Here is a 16,537-nt window from a genome sequence, read left to right as displayed (position 1 = left end):
TTATAGTCGCTCCTTTAACGATTCATTTGAATCTTCGTTTTCAGTTAAATTTGTTGCTTCATTATCTCTTGCAAGAGTTTGTTTTGCAAGTTCCAGCTCGATGTCCATGTCTTCTAAATCATTAGACATAAAATGTTCATAGTCTGTTGCAATTAACTGACACATTTGGTCAATCGTGGTCGCACTTTTATCAAGGACATCAAATGTTGCTTTATTTTTAACTTTATGTTGGTTGATTTCAATATATTTACTTGTTAACTCAACTAGGGAAGGTAAGTGAACATATAAAAATTGATCCACTTCATGTAAACGTCTTGGTTCTTCCACGATTTCTTTAAAAAGTGATTTTGTTAATTGAATCGTGTCATTGCGAGTTTCAATTGTTTTTAATTTAGAAACTTGAATGAAATTTTTTTCCAATAGAACGATTTGATTTTTAGCTGTATTCATTGTTTCTCTAAAGAAGATCATTTCTTCTTTAGATAGCCCTTGTTGCAAATAAAAGTCTTCTTTTTCAGAAGTTAAGCGTTGTAATTTTTCATCCGTTGCCTTTTGCAAGCTCGTTCCGTTTTTATTTTTACGTTTGAAAAACAAAAATACACCTCCGATTAAGACTGTCCATAGAATGGAAAGAAATAGGCCTACTTTAAAGAAAAAAAGTAGCAGGATAAAGATTAGTAAGCAAGAAACACTGCCAATCGTGTAAGATAAAATATCTGAAATATTTTTGAGTAATTTTTTCATATGTCTCAACTCCATTAGTTGTATTTATTAAAATTTCCGTTTTTTTCATCGGGTGATGTAGTTCTATTTTAGCACAAATCTAGCTACTTATCCTATGCGACTAAAGAAGTATTTCCATCTAAGTCTTTTAGAATAGAGAGAAGCAAAATAATAAGAAAAGAATGAATTCTAATTGAAAATTATCGATGAGCACGGTATGATAGGTCATAATAAGAGGCTAGCGGGTTTTAAAAGTTAAAGGAAAAACAAGTAAATAAGTTTATAATTAGTTAGGCTAATTAATAGGCATTATTAAATGTAAGAATGAAAGTGAGTGAATCGCTACATGTCTAAACCAGAAATGACTCGAACGGAATTAAAAAAATTAAAGGAGCAAGAAGAAAAAAATCGCAAAAAACGTGACAAAGAGCGTCTTAAGGTTGAAAGAGAGTATCAAAAGCAATTAGAAAAAGAGGGACAAGTAACAAAAAGTCGAGTGATTGAAAATGAAAAAAGTCGTGAAACTGGGCGTTTTTTAACGAAAGCTATTTTGATTGTGGCGGTTTTATTAGCGATTGTTTTAGCAATTGTATTTCTTGTTTAAAAAAAAAGGGGTTTTATAGATGAAAATTGGAATTATTGGTGCAATGGAAGAAGAAGTTATCCTATTAAAGAGCAAAATGACTGTTACAAAGGAATGGACTGAAGCGAAAGCTGATTTCATTGAAGGGACTCTTGACGGTATTGAAGTTGTTTTGGTACGTTCGGGAATTGGAAAAGTAAATGCAGCTATTACAACTACGTTACTGTTAGCAAAACATGATATTGATTTGGTCATCAATACAGGATCTGCTGGCGGCATTGGACAAGGGTTGAAAATTGGCGATGTCGTCGTTTCTTCAGAAATGGCCTATCATGATGTGGATGCGACCGTTTTTGGTTATGTAATTGGTCAGGTTCCACAAATGCCTGCTCGTTATGTTGCAGATGCAGTAATCGTTGAGAAAGTAATTGAAGCAGCTAAAAAAGCTAGCTTAACGCCAGTTAAAGGCCTAATTGTAACGAGTGACTCCTTTATTGCTGGAAAAGAAGCAACCACAAAAATTATGAAGAACTTTCCAGACGTGTTAGCCGCTGAAATGGAAGGCGCAGCAATTGCACAAGTCTGTCATCAATTTGACGTTCCATTTGTGATTGTGCGTGCCATGTCAGATACGGCTGATGAAGAAGCAGGGGTTACTTTTGATGAGTTTATTATTGAAGCTGGGAAAAAATCTGCTTTGATGGTGATGGAACTTATTCATGATTTAGCATAAGGAGGAATTAAGATGAGAGCTCTTTTATCTATTGATTATACGAATGATTTTGTTTCAACAGACGGTACCCTTACTACAGGAGAAGCAGGACAGAAAATTGAAAATCATTTAGTTGATGTTACGAGAGATTTTATTTCAGCAGATGAATATGTTGTATTTTTAATTGACGGACACGATGAAAAAGATACGTATCATCCTGAAAATAAACTGTTTCCACCGCATAATTTAATGGGCTCTAACGGTCGAAAACTTTATGGGAAATTAGCAGATGTCTATGAAGGAAATCAAGATAAATCAACGGTTCATTGGATAGATAAACGACACTATTCAGCATTTAGTGGCACGGATCTAGATATCCGTTTAAGAGAGCGTAACATTAAGGAGCTTCATTTAACGGGTGTTTGTACAGATATTTGTGTGCTGCATACAGCTGTAGATGCTTATAATTTAGGCTATCAAATTGTCGTTCATGAAAAAGCGGTGGCTAGTTTTGATTCTGAGGGTCATCGTTGGGCATTGAGACATTTTAAAAACACATTAGGTGCAATTATTCTTTAAGCAAGGTAAACTGGAAGTAAGAAAATGTTTAACGATTTAATCTCTATTGACTATTAACGATAGGAGGAAACGTTATGATTATTATTCGACCAGCAACTTTAAAAGATGTAGATGGAATTATTCAAGTGTGTATAGAGGGAAATCGTGTCACGTATCAAGATTTATTGCCCGCTTCAGATATGGAAGAAAAAATTGTAACGTACTACAATAGTACCCGCATTCAAGATGAGATTATGAATCTTGATGATTCTTGGAATGGTTGGATCGTGGCAGATGAGGATGGCGAAATTATTGGTGCCGGTGCTGGTGGCTATAATGAAGAGGGACAAGCTGAAGTTCTAGCCTTATATTTGAATCCAACTCGAAAGAGAAATGGCATTGGAACCAAAATATTAGCTGAAATTACTAAAGTTCACCAAGCGCAAGGAGCTAAAGAACAATGGGTCTCTTTTATTCATAAAAATGAACTGGCTACATTATTTTATGAAGCACAGGATTTTATTTTCATTAAAGAAACCACCGACCAAGAAGGCCAGTGTTACTCACATTATAAACGAAAAATCTAAGGGTTTTAAAGGAGTACAAAATGGAAATAAAAGAGAGCAATTACGCTTCAACAGATAAATTAGTTTCGGATTTACTAGAAAAACATATTGTAGCAGTTGGAAAAGCGATTCCGGCTTACGAAAAAAAAGAAATTGCCTTTACAGCTTATGACGATAATGGAGCGGTATTAGGGGCCGTTGTAGGAGAAATTGTTTGGAATCATCTTCATGTCAGTTTGCTTGGAATCGATCAAACCATGCAAAAACAAGGTGTTGGTCAAAAGTTATTGCAACACATTGAAGAGTACGCCAAGCAATTCGGTGCGAGGATGGTTATTTTAGAAACCATGAGCTGGCAAGCGCCTAAGTTTTATCAAAAAAACGGGTATCAGATTTTCGGTACAGTAGAAAATCACCCAATAGAAGGGGAATGTAAATACTATTTAAGCAAAGTATTGCCTTCATAGAAAAAACTAAAGTAGTTTTCTACTTTAGTTTTTTTATTAGATGAATTGAAAGATCCTTTCTTCTTTAAAATTATGCTACAATGAAGTTGATGAATGGAAGGTGTAGAGATGGAAAAGTTAACTAGAAAAGAAGAGATGCAGAAAACTAGAAAAACGATTCTAGCTCATGCACAGCAATTATTTATGCTAAAAGGGTATCGGTCAACGTCAACAAGAGAAATTGCGGAATTCAGTCAAATCACTCAACCAGCACTGTACCACCATTTTAAAGATAAAGAAACGTTATATATTGAAGTGATTCGAGAAGTCACTCAAAAAGTAACAGTTGAATTAAACTCGATAATAGCTGGAGATATAGAACCTGAATGGACATTAAAAAAAATGATTTTAACGTTGATTGATCAACATCCAACTAATATTATGTTGATGATTCACGATATTTTAAATGAAATGAAACCAGAAAATCAATTAATTCTTTTTCAACTAAGTCAAGAAGCTTATACGAAACCGTTGAGTCACTATTTTGTTGAAATGGCACAAAGGGGCTTACTAAAAAGTACGATTAATCCTAATACAGCAGCTAGTTTTGTCATGATGAGTATTAGCCCGTTATTTGGTCAGCAACCATTTAAACATAAAAAGCCGATTGAAGAACAAGTTGATGAGTTGATACAGTTGATGTTGTATGGTGTTTTTAACTAAAATAAGGATTGACCGCATTTAGACTAAAAAACTAAATGTGGTTTTTTTTAAGCAAAAAAATTCACTTATCAATCGATTAATGGTATGATTCTATTTATCGAACGATAAACGAAATAAGGGAGTGAACCATATGTTTTTAGCATGGCGTGAAATCAAGTATTCAAAAACAAGATTTGTCTTAATTATTGGAGTGATGGTATTGGTCTCCTATTTGGTTTTCTTTTTAACAGGACTTGCCTATGGATTGGCTCAAGACAACCGATTAGCAATTGATAAGTGGGATGCTTCAGGAATTATTTTAAATAGTGAAGCAAATGACAATTTATCAGCGTCAACAATCGAAATAAAAGAGATCACAAAATTGGAAACCAAATCAACTGCTAGGTTAGGTCAATCCGCAACGGTTATCAAAAAAGCTGGAAGTTCTGAAAAAATCAATAGCACTATTTTTGGAATAGATTCAACTGAATTTTTAAAGCCCTCTATTGTGAGTGGGAGAATGTTTGAAAAAAATAATGAAGCAGTAGTCGATAATAGTTTAATTGAAAAGGGAATTAAATTAGGGGATGAACTAGAACTTTCAATTAGCAACACAAAAGTAAAAGTAGTTGGGTTTACAGATAACAGTAAGTTTAATACCGCACCTGTAATTTATTTGAATTTATCAGATTGGCAGTTAGCTAAATTCCAACAATCGGATTTAACCGACACGGGGAAAATTAGTGGGCTTGTGATGAAGAATACACCCTCATCAAAATTGACATTAGATTCAGATAAGCTATCGTATTTACCTATTAAAAAATTTATTCAAGCAATTCCTGGGTATGCAGCACAAACCTTGACGTTTGGTATTATGATTGGGTTTTTATTTGTCATAGCAGCCTTTGTTATCGGCATTTTCATTTATGTTTTAACCTTGCAAAAACGAAGCATGTTTGGAGTGATGAAAGCAGAAGGAATTCCAACTAGCTATATTTCGAAATCAATTATTGCTCAAACCTTTATTTTAGCCAGTGTTGGTGTTGTAATCGGCTTAGTTCTAACCTTGATTACAGCAGCAGTCTTGCCTCCAGCAGTACCTTATTTGACAAATGTCCTCTTCTTAAGCGGCTTTGCATTGGTTTTAATAGCTGTTGCGATTTTAGGTGCAGTGTTCTCAGTAGGCACAATTACAAAAATTGATCCATTAACAGCGATAGGAGGATAAAAAATGACGTTATTAAAATTAAAACAAGCCACTAAAACTTTTGGGAAGGGTCATACAAAAGTAGAAGCACTAAAAGCGACGGATTTTTCTGTTGAAGCAGGAGAATTTGTTGCCATTATTGGCCCAAGTGGTTCAGGAAAAAGTACCTTATTAACAATTGCAGGAGGGCTTCAATCCCCAACAACAGGAGAAGTTTTAATTAACGGAAATCCATTTAATGGTATTAAAGAAAAACAGCGTTCTAAAATTCGTTTCAATGAAATTGGGTTTATTTTACAAGCGTCTAACTTAATTCCTTTTCTAACGGTTGCAGATCAATTAAACTTAGTTGATAAAGTAGCAAAAGAAGCCATTAAAGTTCAAGAACAAGATCGATTACTCAAGGACTTAGGTGTATTGGAATTAAAAAATAAATACCCAAGTGATTTATCAGGAGGCGAGCGACAAAGAGTTGCTATTGCCAAGGCCTTGTATCATAATCCAAGTGTGATTTTAGCCGATGAACCAACCGCTAGTCTAGACTCTAAAAGAGCTTTTGAAGTAGTTGAAATTTTAGCAAAAGAAACAAAAGACAAACAAAAAGCGACGATTATGGTAACTCACGACACTAGATTGACGGAAAGCTGTGATCACGTCTATGAAATGCAAGATGGGGTACTAAGTAAAGTACGATAGAAAGACATTAACGGTCAAAAAAGCTTAAAGCAGAGAATATGCTTTAAGCTTTTTTTTTTAAAGTCGTTTTTGAGCAGACTCTTTGTAAACTTCATAACCATGCTTTTTATAAGTATGTTTGGCAATGCCATTATTAGGCCAATAGTGAAGTTCAACCGCTTTAATTTGTTGTTTTTTTGCATAGTCATCTGCAAAATTCAATAATTCTTTGCCTAGTCCTTGACCTTGATAGCCTGGCATAACTAATACATGATGTAAATAAAGGCGTTGGTAACCAAAGGTATAAATGGTCTCTTCAACGGCTTGTTCTTCCAACCAAAGGTAAGCTGCAATAGCCTCTTGATTGGTGTCGTCTTGCCATAAAAAGACACGTTCCTTAGGATTTTCAAAGTGCTTTATAAAAGCGTTCGTAATAGCTTCTTGATGATAAGGTTTAAAAAAAGTTGGATACAGTTCAATATGTTTTTCTTGCATGACCTTTCCTAGTCGTCCCATTAATTCAGCATCTCTTGTTTCGATAATCCGCATTTTATTCGCCTCATTTTTTAATTGTATTTTTTTTAGTGTATCATAGAATAGAGATCCTTTCAAAATAGCTAAACAAGTTACTAATTGAACAAATAAAATCTGATTTTTAACTATTTTTACTTTTTGTAATGATTTTAATTCTCATTTATGAGATAATATCGATAGTTAACAGTTTATTTTAATTTTATTAAGAAAAATAGGAGTTTATTCGAATGAAAACAATTGTGACCCCACGTTTAGAATTAATTCCTTATCGTCAAGAATTAATTGAAGCAACTCTTTTAGGGGATGAAAAATTAACTCAAGTATCAGGCTTTCAAGTTGCAAAAGGTTGGCCTGGTGTCGAATTCTTTTTTTATTTGCCTTTTGTCTTAGAAGAAGTACGTCAAGATGCTTCCTTAGAACACTGGACGTATTTAGTAGTAGTGAAAGAAAAACAGATGATTATCGGTGAAGTTAGTGCACAAGGCAACCCGTTAGTTTCTGGTATCGCAGAAATTGGATACGGAATTGTTGACGAATTTAAAGGAAATGGTTATGCGACTGAGGCAACAATAGCTTTTATTGATTTTTTAGAAGCATCCTATTCTTTTCAGCTTGTGGCAAAAGCCTATCAACATCATCAAGTTTCACATCACATTCTACAAAAACTAGGATTTCATAAGACAGGAGAAGAATTGCTTGGTGGAGATGAACTTATTTTTCAGTTTGAAAAACCTCGTTTGTGAAAAATTAAATTAGAATGGCTTTGACTCTTTTTTGAAAATAATGAACGTTCATACATTAGGTGTAGTGAACAGAAAGGACTTTATAGATGAAACAATCTTCAAAATTAACCATTCGTGATTTAGTAACAATTGGCATTTTTACCGTATTAATTATCATGTTTGGTTTAATCGTCTCAATGGTAAGCCGTATTGCAACAGGAGGTTTATCGATTTTAATTTCAGGAGGACTTAGCGCGTTCTTTTCAGCTCCCATTTATTTGCTATTATCTTTTCGTGTTGGAAAACGTGGAGTAGCATTTCTAAATGCACTTTTACGTTCATTGATGTATGTCATCATGGGTGTTCCTCACGTATTATTAATTTTCATTCCAGCTGCGATTTTAGCAGAATTAATTATGACGCCTCCAGCAACAGCATATAAAAGTTTAGGGAAAACGTCGCTCTCATGGGCCGTCTTTTCAACGTTTAATGCCTTACATGGACCGTTATTATTTGTAATGTTAGGTGCAAAATACATGATGGAAAAAGCACCACACAGCCCAAGTACAGAACGCTTGGCATTAATGTTAAATTATTATTATAACCCATGGATGATTGCCTTGATTGGTGGATTAGCCTTCGTTGGTGGTCTAGTTGGCTGTTTAATGGGCTGGAAATTATTGCATAAACATTTTGTTCGCGCAGGTTTAGTTAAACTATAAAATTAAGGTCAAGGGAGAGGACTAAATGATGCAACCATTGAAACTAGACGCAAGAACAAAAGCATTGGTTGTTCTTGTGGCTGGTTTTTTTGTTTTTTGGGTATCGGACATTGGGTTATATTTATTGATGACTTTTTTATCAGGATACTTACTTTCGTTAGGGAAATTTAAAGCAGCACCAAAATTTATTCTTGCTTTTCTTGTAACTGATTTTTTACAGCGTTTTACATTTGGGTACGAAGAATCCGTGATAATGGCAACCATTGCATTTTTTGCTTATTTTCAAGTTCGTTTAATTCCGTTATTTATGGCGGGAATGGTATTGTCTCAAACACCACCTGGCGAATTGATTGCGGCCTTACAAAAATGTAAAGTTCCGCGGGTTGTAGTTATTCCACTAGCGGTAGGCTTACGTTTTATTCCAACAATCAGACAAGAATTTTTAATGATTATGGATGTGATGAGGCTACGTGGGATTGCGCCGACTGTTTGGAATTTATGGCGTCATCCAATTTTGACTTTTGAATATTTATTAGTGCCATTAGTTATTCGAAGTTTAACGATTGCAGATGATATCTCTATGGCAGCTGTCACAAGAGGGATTGAAAATCCAGGACTGCGCACATCATTACGAGAAATCAAATTTAAAAAGGCGGATTATTTTGTAATTACGCTATTATTCATATGGGTAGGTGTCGTTTTCTATGTATCCTAATCAGACAAAAAACAAAGAACCAATTATTGAATTAAACAATGTTTCTTTTTCATATGACTCTGATCATTATTTATTGAAAAATATTTCTTGTTCAATCCTAAAAGGAGAGTTTATTTTACTGACCGGTCCAAGTGGAGGCGGAAAAACGACGTTAACTCGTGTTATAAATGGCATCATTCCTTATTTTTTTGGTGGCGAACGAAGTGGAACGGTTCAGGTTCAAGGAACAGAAATTAGTGAGCAGTCGTCTTGGGAGTTAGCAGAAATTTTGGGAAGTGTTTTTCAAGATCCAAGAAGTCAGTTTTTTGCTCCAATCGTCAAAGATGAGATTGCCTTTTTTTGTGAAAATTATAGCTTTCCCAGTGAAGAAATTAAAAAAAGAGTTACATTTGCTAGTGAAGAATTAGGGATTCAACATCTGTTGAAAAAAGAAGTGATTCAATTATCAAGCGGTGAAAAACAAAAAGTTGCAGTGGCGTCGATTCGTGTTGCGAATCAAAAAATTTATGTTTTAGATGAACCCTCTGCAAATTTAGATAGTCAGGCGACGCTAGAACTTCAATCAATTTTAATGGATTGGAAAAAAGCAGGACATACAATTATCATTGCGGAACATCGTTTGTACTATTTATCGGATTTGATTGACCGTGCTTTTTATTTAAAAAACGGTTTATTGGAGCATATCTTTACAAGAGACGAATGGCAAAATTTAACACAAGTGCAATTGAAAAAGTATGGATTGAGAAGTCCTGTTTTACATTGGGATGACAGTGGTTGTTCGCCGATTAGTCTTCAATCGTCTGCTAGTGTGAACAAGATTGAGGTTGAACAATTAAGTATTGGATTTCCAAAAAGTAAAAAAAACATTGGTACAAAACTTGATTTTCAATTAAAATCAGGAGAAGTAGTGGCGTTAATTGGCGGAAATGGTGTTGGAAAAACAACATTAGCAAAAACGTTAAGTGGATTAATGAAAGAAAAAGCGGGTACGATTAGGTTAAATCAACAAAAAATAGCAACGAAGAAACGCAGTCAGTTAGCTTGGTATGTGATGCAAGAAGCCGACTATCAATTGTTTTCTGCGAGTGTTTTAGAAGAATTGATGATTGGTAAGAAGCGAACACCAGAATTAAAGAATAAAGCAGAAGAGGTTTTAAAAGCGTTAGATTTATGGAGTGTGCACACACGGCATCCAGCGTCGCTTTCCGGGGGGCAAAAGCAACGTTTGACAATAGGTGTGGCATTGATGCAAGAAGTACCTTTAGTGATTTTAGATGAGCCAACAGCTGGTTTAGATGGTGGAAATTTACACCGTATTGTCAAAGTTATTGAAAAACAAGCTGCACTTGGTACTATTTTTTTAATGATTAGTCATGATTTTGAATTAATCAATCAAGTGGCCCAACGCGTGTTGGTTTTAAAAGATGGACACATGGAAAAAGATTACATTTTAACAAGCGAGCGTAGCCAATGGGTTTTACAAGATATGCTAGGCTAAAAAGAATTTAATTCTAATCTAAAAATAGGGTGATATAAAAATGAAAAAGAAATTTTGGATTATAGGGGTTTTAATAGCGCTTTTGTTAGTGATTGTAGGTTGTGCTAGCGAACAAAAAAAATCTCAAGAAACATCAATAAAGCAACCTGAAAAAAAGGATATACAAGAATTAACCGTAACAACGAGTAATGAGTTAGCAACTTTAGATAGCGCACTGTATAGTGACGTGATTAGTTCCGATGCGATTGGTCAAATTTTTGAAGGTCTGTATCGAATTGATCAAGATAATAACGCCGAATTAGGAATGGCAGAAAGCGAGCCTAGTGTCAACGATGCTAAGACTGTTTATACATTTAAATTGAAAGAAGCAAAATGGTCAAATGGCGAAGACGTTAAAGCAAGTGATTTTGTATATGCGTTTCAAAAAGTAGTAGACCCAGCAACGGCTTCTCCAAGTGCCAACCAAATGGACATTTTCAAAAATGGAGCCCTAATTCGAGTGGGAGAAAAAGAGCTTTCTGACTTGGGTGTGAAAGCCTTAGACACTAAAACTATAGAGCTGACACTAGAAACCCCAATTCCATATTTAGCAAAAATGTTAACTGGAACTCCTTTTTTTCCACAAAATGAAATTCTTGCTAAAAAACTAGGAGAAAAATACGGTACAAACAGTAGCAATATAGTTGGAAATGGTCCATTTGAATTAACTGACTGGTCAGGAACAAATTTAAATTGGACGTATCAAAAAAATCAAACGTATTGGGATCAAAAAAACGTTCAACTAAAAAAAATAAATGTAGAGGTAGCAAAAGAAACGTCAACGGGAGCTAATTTATTTGATGGAGATCAAGTAGACTATACAGGTTTAACAGATGAATTTATTCAAAAATATCAAGGCGCTAATTCTTATCACGAGCAGCCAAAAGCATTAATCGGTTATCTAGGCTTCAATACAACTAGGAAAGTAACTGGTAACGTACACGTTCGGCGTGCACTTGCGTTAGCCTTTGATAAAAAAGCTTATACAGAATCGATTTTGATTGATGGTTCAAAGCCAATGGATGGGTTTATTCCTTCAGATTTTGCAAAAAATCCTGCTAGCAATGAAGATTTCAGAAAAGAAAATGGCTCATTAATGAGTTATGATGTAAAAAAAGCGCAAAATGAGTGGAAACTAGCTCAAGCAGAATTAGGAGATACCGATTTAACTTTGGAAATTTTATCTTCCGACACTGGTTCTGCAAAAAAGACCGTAGAATTTTTACAAGCTCAGTACGAAACCAATTTACCAGGCCTTAAAATTAAGTTGAAAAATGTTCCCTTGAAAAATCGCTTAGATTTAAATCGTTCTGGTGATTTTGATGTGTTCTTTGGAACTTGGACACCTGATTATCAAGATCCCATAAATTTTTTAGAAATCTACCAGTCAAATGGGGGGATTAATTTTTCTAACTACCATAATAATGTCTACGACGAAGGAATTAATGAAATAAAAGGGGAGCTTGCTACTAAACCTCAAGAGCGTTGGACAAAAATGATGCAGTTAGAAAAACAATTGATTGAACAAGACGCTCCAATCGCATTGATTTACCAAGGCGCACAAGCCTACTTATTGTCTTCTAAAGTGAAGCAATTACAAGTATTGCCTTTTGGACGTACGGTTTCTTATCGTTTAACTTTTGTTCAATAAAAATCAAAAAACTAGACTCTTCAAGAGTCTAGTTTTTTATGATAGTAATTAAGAAAAAAGTCGTTTTAATAGCGATTTTTTTTCTGGTTCTTTAACAGGAGTTTCAGTGACCGGATACTTTTCTGCAATATCAATCACGGCACTATCGACAGCTTCTTTTGCCACTAACAATAAAGCGAAAGGGCTTTTACTTGCAAACTGATTGGTTACAATAGTGAACTGAGTAGTTTGTTGATTACACAGTTTTATATAAGGACTAAACTCGCTTGAATCAATGGATCCATTTAAGAGGAGTTGAGCATCAGGGTGTTGTTCCATTTCTGTTTGAAGAGCTGTTAAATAATTTTTAGACACAAGTTCTTCTGGTGTCATTGATACATAAACACGCTCTCTTAAATTACCTAAAAACTTATTTCGTTCTTCAGGCTTGGTTTGAGGTGCTCCGTACAAGCCACTTGTTAAATAGTCTTGCACATCTTTTTCGCTCATAATCAAGTCCTCCTTATAATGATTAGTGTAAGTATAGTATACCATAGACTGTTTATTACGTGAAATTTCGTTTTGTTAAAAAATACACAAAATTGCTAAAAAAGATTGATTTTTAAGTAAAAGTCCGCTAAACTCAATTATGGGAATGAAAATCATTCTCAATTAGTAGAAACGCATCTCAGCTAGGTTTTTCTTACTTAGAGAGTGACGATAGAAAGAGGTATTCTCAATGAGAAATGGGCTATGGATGGTTAGTGTCATTGTATTGGCAATTGCCTCGCTTTTTATTGGAGTTGAGTCCATTCAATTGACTGATTTACTTCAATTAAATGATCGGCAACAGTTGGTGCTGTTAAGTACACGCTTTCCTCGCATGATTAGCTTGATTTTAGCGGGAGCAACAATGAGTATTTCAGGTTTAATTATGCAACATTTAACACAAAATAAATTTGTTTCACCTACGACTTCTGGAACGATGGATAGTGCTAGAATTGGTATTTTAGTGGCAATGCTTGTCTTTAATGATGCCTCTATTTTGCAAAGGACTGGTATCGCTTTCCTGTTTGCAATAGCAGGTACGTTTATCTTTATTGGAATTGTAAACCGAGTTAGAGTTAAAAGTACGATGATGATTCCGTTAATCGGCATGATGTTTGGTAGTATTATGGGATCGATTGCAACTTTTTTAGCCTATCAATATGATTTAGTCCAAAATGTTTCTTCTTGGTTACAGGGGAATTTTTCGCTAGTAAGTCGTGGAAACTATGAATTGATTTACTTGGCGGTTCCGTTAATGATTGTAGCCTATCTTTATGCAGATTATTTTACGATTGCAGGTTTAGGAAAAGACATGGCAACAAGCATTGGCGTTTCTTATCAAGTGGTACAATTTGGTGGCGTTTTAATTGTTTCACTGGCTACGGCTGTTGTCATTTTGACAGTTGGAAGTGTTCCCTTTTTGGGAATCATCATTCCTAATTTAGTGGCACTAATGCGAGGGGATCATTTGAAAAACACGTTGTTGGAAACGGCATTATTTGGTTCAGCATTTTTGTTGGTTTGCGACATGATTAGTCGCGTTGTGATTGCACCTTACGAGGTTTCCGTCAGTTTAGTGGTGGGAATTATTGGAAGTGCGCTCTTCATGTATCTATTGATGAGGGGAGAGAGCAGTCATGAAGCAAAAAAAAATTAATTTAATGGTGCTGATAGGCTTAGTGGTTGTTTTAATAGGTTTAATTATTTTTTATTTAACAGTCGATAGCGGTGGGAATTGGGATTATATTTTGCCTTTAAGAAGTAAAAAGCTGTTAGCCTTTTGTATTGTGGGAATTACAACTACAGTTGCAACGATTAGTTTTCAAACGATTACTGGCAATCAAATTTTAACACCAAGTATTTTAGGGTTAGACTCGCTTTATATTTTATTTCAAACGATGGTTTTATTCGTATATGGAAACAGTCATTTATTATTAGCAGATCGAAAAGTCAATTTTTTAGTGAGTGTGGCTTTGATGGTCATTGCAAGTGGCTTTTTATATCTGTTTATCTTTAAAAACCATCATACCAATTTGTACTTATTATTGATGTTAGGAATGATTGCAGGGACTTTTTTTAAAAGTATTAGTACGTTTATGCAAGTTTTAATGGACCCTAATGAATTTGATAAAATTCAAGGGAAGTTATTTGCTAGTTTTAATAATATTGATGTTTCGATTTTGGCCCTCACGGTTTTAGTTGGTAGTATTGCTTTATTCTTTTTAATCCGAAAAAATGCCGTTTTAGACGTTTTGCATTTAGGGAGAGAGCAAGCGATCAATCTAGGAGTGGTTGTTGAAAAAGAATTGTTGCAAATTTTAGTGTTGATTTCAATTTTAACGGCTGTTTCCACTGCGTTAGTTGGCCCAATTACCTTTTTAGGATTTATTGTTGCCAATTTAACGTATCGGATTTTTAAAACTTATCAGCATTTTTGGTTGTTTATCGGGGGCAGCTTGCTAGGAATCGTTGTTTTACTAATCGGACAACTTTTAGTGGAACGAGTTTTCCATTTAACGACTACGGTTAGTGTCGTTATTGAATTTATCGGTGGTTGCTATTTCATTTTCTTACTATTGAAAGAAAGGAAGCAAGGATAAATGGAACTAAAAAAAGTATCAAAATCATATGGAACTAAAAAAGTTATCAGTGAGATTAGTTTACCTATTAAAGAGGGAGCTATCACTGCTTTTATTGGACCTAATGGAGCGGGAAAGAGTACGCTTTTAGCAATGATGAGTCGATTGACACCTAAAGACACGGGATTTATTTATATTGATGGTGGAGATGTAAAAACGTGGAAGCAAGATGCTTTGGCTAAAAAATTATCTATTTTAAAGCAGTCGAATTCATTTAGCTTGAAGTTAACTGTAAGAGAATTGGTTTCTTTTGGTCGCTTTCCATACTCAAAAGGGCGTTTGAAAAAAGAAGATGAAGAGAAAATTCAAGAAGCGTTAGTTTATTTAGGGTTAGTTGAGATGGCTGAGGATGATGTGGGAACATTATCTGGTGGTCAATTACAGCGAGCCTATATTGCAATGGTATTGGCACAGGATACGGATTATATTCTATTAGATGAACCTTTGAATAATTTAGATATGAATTACGCCGTACAAATGATGAAGACCTTGCGACGACTAGTGGATGAATTAGGAAAGACGATTATTTTAGTGATTCATGATATTAATTTTGCTGCAAGTTATGCTGATGAAATTGTTGCCATGAAGAATGGGGAGTTATTTGCAAGTGGATCAACAGATGAAATGATGACTAAAGAAATATTAGATCCACTATACGAGATGGATATACGAATAGTTGAAATCGAAGGCAAACGTTTTTGTTTATATTTTAATGAATGATGGAATCAAGGAAAAGGACGTGGAGAAAATGAAAAGAATAGCAATGAGTTTGATATTACTAGCTTCAATTTTTGTAGTAGCGGCATGTGGAAATAAGGCTGATACAAAAGGAGAATCGTCAAAGCATAGTGAGAAAGCAACAACCATAACAGTTAAAGATCAAAATGGCGAGGTAAAAGTTCCCTTGAAACCAAAACGAGTAGTTGTCTTCGATATGGGAATGTTAGATACAATCCAAGCGCTAGGAGAGAGTGATCAAGTAGTTGGTGTGGCAAAAGACAATTTGCCAGCGTATTTAAAAGAATTTAAAGCTGATAAATTTGAGTCTGCTGGTGGTATAAAAGAACCTGATTTTGAAAAAATCAATGCTTTAAAACCCGACTTAATTATTATTTCTGGTCGTCAAGAGGATTCAATGGATGAATTGAAAAAAATTGCGCCTACTCTTTATCTAGCAACCGATTCTAAAGATATTTGGAACTCAATTAAAACAAATATCACAACAATTGGAACCATTTTTGATAAAGCTGATGAGGCGAAAAAGAAATTAGATGAGTTATCAAATGAAATTTCAAAAGTTTCAACGAAAGCAAAAAGTGAAGATTTAAAAACATTAACGGTATTAGTGAATGAAGGAAGCTTATCTGCATATGGCGAAGGATCAAGATTTGCTATATTAAATGATGTATTTGGTTTTGGTTTAGCTGACCCTGCAATCGAAGCTTCTACTCATGGTCAATCGGTCACGTATGAATATGTGTTAGAAAAAGATCCAGATGTGTTGTTTGTTATTGATCGCACCAAAGCAATCGGTGGGGATACCAGCAAAGACAACGTTTCAGAGAATGAATTGGTTCAACAAACAAAAGCGTTTAAAAATAAAAAAATCATCACGTTAAAACCAGATGTGTGGTATTTATCTGGTGGCGGATTAACATCAACTAAACTAATGTTAGATGAAGCTAAAAAAGTGGTAGAGTAACTCTGTAAACTAGCAGAATGCTGTTAAAACATTCTGTTAGTTTTTTTGATGTTATCCAAGTTGGTAAAGAATTATGTTAAACTAAAAAGAGAGATTAAAAGTTAGGAGAAGAAGTA

At 34.6% G+C, this 16,537-nt stretch carries 20 protein-coding genes; 17 read left to right on the top strand and 3 right to left on the bottom strand.

The window, feature by feature from the left end; translation table 11 throughout:
- Positions 1–744, bottom strand: coding sequence for a 5-bromo-4-chloroindolyl phosphate hydrolysis family protein (locus AC07SW_RS02105; protein ID WP_051915616.1), 744 nt, complete (start codon positions 742–744; stop codon positions 1–3).
- Between the two features lie 325 nt (positions 745–1,069).
- On the opposite strand from AC07SW_RS02105, the gene macP reads away from it, so the two are divergent.
- The 8 genes from macP to AC07SW_RS02065 all read left to right on the top strand — a co-directional run bounded on the left by macP (position 1,070) and on the right by AC07SW_RS02065 (position 6,193).
- Entirely contained in the window at positions 1,070–1,327 is a 258-nt protein-coding gene (gene macP / locus AC07SW_RS02100; RefSeq protein WP_034569078.1) for a cell wall synthase accessory phosphoprotein MacP, read from the top strand.
- A gap of 19 nt (positions 1,328–1,346) precedes the next feature.
- The gene (locus AC07SW_RS02095; protein ID WP_119908210.1) at positions 1,347–2,039 is read left to right on the top strand and encodes a 5'-methylthioadenosine/adenosylhomocysteine nucleosidase; all 693 of its coding nucleotides are present in this window, start codon (positions 1,347–1,349) and stop codon (positions 2,037–2,039) included.
- Positions 2,040–2,051: 12 nt separating this feature from the next.
- Positions 2,052–2,597: a cysteine hydrolase family protein gene (locus AC07SW_RS02090; protein ID WP_119908209.1), complete on the top strand. Its 546-nt coding sequence runs from the start codon at positions 2,052–2,054 to the stop codon at positions 2,595–2,597.
- A 74-nt stretch (positions 2,598–2,671) separates the two neighbouring features.
- Positions 2,672–3,163: a GNAT family N-acetyltransferase gene (locus AC07SW_RS02085; protein ID WP_051915617.1), complete on the top strand. Its 492-nt coding sequence runs from the start codon at positions 2,672–2,674 to the stop codon at positions 3,161–3,163.
- Positions 3,164–3,183: 20 nt separating this feature from the next.
- The gene (locus AC07SW_RS02080; protein WP_034569082.1) at positions 3,184–3,609 is read left to right on the top strand and encodes a GNAT family N-acetyltransferase; all 426 of its coding nucleotides are present in this window, start codon (positions 3,184–3,186) and stop codon (positions 3,607–3,609) included.
- 108 nt (positions 3,610–3,717) lie between these two features.
- Positions 3,718–4,311: a TetR/AcrR family transcriptional regulator gene (locus AC07SW_RS02075; RefSeq protein WP_135024004.1), complete on the top strand. Its 594-nt coding sequence runs from the start codon at positions 3,718–3,720 to the stop codon at positions 4,309–4,311.
- Positions 4,312–4,441: 130 nt separating this feature from the next.
- Entirely contained in the window at positions 4,442–5,518 is a 1,077-nt protein-coding gene (locus AC07SW_RS02070; RefSeq protein WP_119908207.1) for an ABC transporter permease, read from the top strand.
- A gap of 3 nt (positions 5,519–5,521) precedes the next feature.
- A complete protein-coding gene (locus tag AC07SW_RS02065; protein ID WP_119908206.1) occupies positions 5,522–6,193 on the top strand; it encodes an ABC transporter ATP-binding protein in 672 nt (223 codons plus the stop codon).
- Between the two features lie 57 nt (positions 6,194–6,250).
- Here AC07SW_RS02065 and AC07SW_RS02060 read toward each other — a convergent pair whose 3' ends face one another.
- A complete protein-coding gene (locus AC07SW_RS02060) occupies positions 6,251–6,721 on the bottom strand; it encodes a GNAT family N-acetyltransferase (protein ID WP_311780350.1) in 471 nt (156 codons plus the stop codon).
- A gap of 212 nt (positions 6,722–6,933) precedes the next feature.
- On the opposite strand from AC07SW_RS02060, the gene AC07SW_RS02055 reads away from it, so the two are divergent.
- The 5 genes from AC07SW_RS02055 to AC07SW_RS02035 all read left to right on the top strand — a co-directional run bounded on the left by AC07SW_RS02055 (position 6,934) and on the right by AC07SW_RS02035 (position 12,053).
- Positions 6,934–7,449 (top strand): GNAT family N-acetyltransferase, encoded by a 516-nt coding sequence (locus tag AC07SW_RS02055; protein ID WP_135023998.1) that lies wholly within the window; start codon positions 6,934–6,936, stop codon positions 7,447–7,449.
- 86 nt (positions 7,450–7,535) lie between these two features.
- On the top strand, positions 7,536–8,150 hold the full coding sequence (locus AC07SW_RS02050; protein ID WP_034569089.1) for an MptD family putative ECF transporter S component: 615 nt from the start codon (positions 7,536–7,538) through the stop codon (positions 8,148–8,150).
- Positions 8,151–8,175: 25 nt separating this feature from the next.
- Positions 8,176–8,865 (top strand): energy-coupling factor transporter transmembrane component T, encoded by a 690-nt coding sequence (locus AC07SW_RS02045; protein ID WP_034569092.1) that lies wholly within the window; start codon positions 8,176–8,178, stop codon positions 8,863–8,865.
- The gene (locus tag AC07SW_RS02040; RefSeq protein WP_494632157.1) at positions 8,855–10,363 is read left to right on the top strand and encodes an ABC transporter ATP-binding protein; all 1,509 of its coding nucleotides are present in this window, start codon (positions 8,855–8,857) and stop codon (positions 10,361–10,363) included. The genes AC07SW_RS02045 and AC07SW_RS02040 overlap by 11 nt, the downstream gene beginning before the upstream one ends.
- A gap of 40 nt (positions 10,364–10,403) precedes the next feature.
- The gene (locus tag AC07SW_RS02035; protein WP_494632156.1) at positions 10,404–12,053 is read left to right on the top strand and encodes a peptide ABC transporter substrate-binding protein; all 1,650 of its coding nucleotides are present in this window, start codon (positions 10,404–10,406) and stop codon (positions 12,051–12,053) included.
- A 48-nt stretch (positions 12,054–12,101) separates the two neighbouring features.
- On the opposite strand, the gene AC07SW_RS02030 is transcribed toward AC07SW_RS02035, so the two are convergent.
- The gene (locus tag AC07SW_RS02030; protein ID WP_034569099.1) at positions 12,102–12,542 is read right to left on the bottom strand and encodes a YueI family protein; all 441 of its coding nucleotides are present in this window, start codon (positions 12,540–12,542) and stop codon (positions 12,102–12,104) included.
- 229 nt (positions 12,543–12,771) lie between these two features.
- Between AC07SW_RS02030 and AC07SW_RS02025 the strand changes: the two genes are divergently transcribed.
- The 4 genes from AC07SW_RS02025 to AC07SW_RS02010 are packed head-to-tail and all read left to right on the top strand — an operon-like array spanning position 12,772 to position 16,421.
- Positions 12,772–13,737, top strand: a complete 966-nt coding sequence (locus tag AC07SW_RS02025) for an ABC transporter permease (RefSeq protein WP_119908201.1) — start codon at positions 12,772–12,774, stop codon at positions 13,735–13,737.
- Complete coding sequence (locus AC07SW_RS02020) at positions 13,718–14,680, top strand: iron chelate uptake ABC transporter family permease subunit (protein ID WP_494632155.1); 963 nt, start codon at positions 13,718–13,720, stop codon at positions 14,678–14,680. The genes AC07SW_RS02025 and AC07SW_RS02020 overlap by 20 nt, the downstream gene beginning before the upstream one ends.
- A complete protein-coding gene (locus tag AC07SW_RS02015) occupies positions 14,681–15,439 on the top strand; it encodes an iron ABC transporter ATP-binding protein (protein ID WP_494632154.1) in 759 nt (252 codons plus the stop codon).
- A 28-nt stretch (positions 15,440–15,467) separates the two neighbouring features.
- Positions 15,468–16,421, top strand: a complete 954-nt coding sequence (locus AC07SW_RS02010) for a siderophore ABC transporter substrate-binding protein (RefSeq protein ID WP_311780344.1) — start codon at positions 15,468–15,470, stop codon at positions 16,419–16,421.
- Positions 16,422–16,537 lie beyond the last annotated feature (116 nt).

It is taken from the genome of Carnobacterium sp. GW821-FHT04C06, from assembly GCF_059420345.1.
This window is presented reverse-complemented; position numbering and strand designations above follow the sequence as displayed.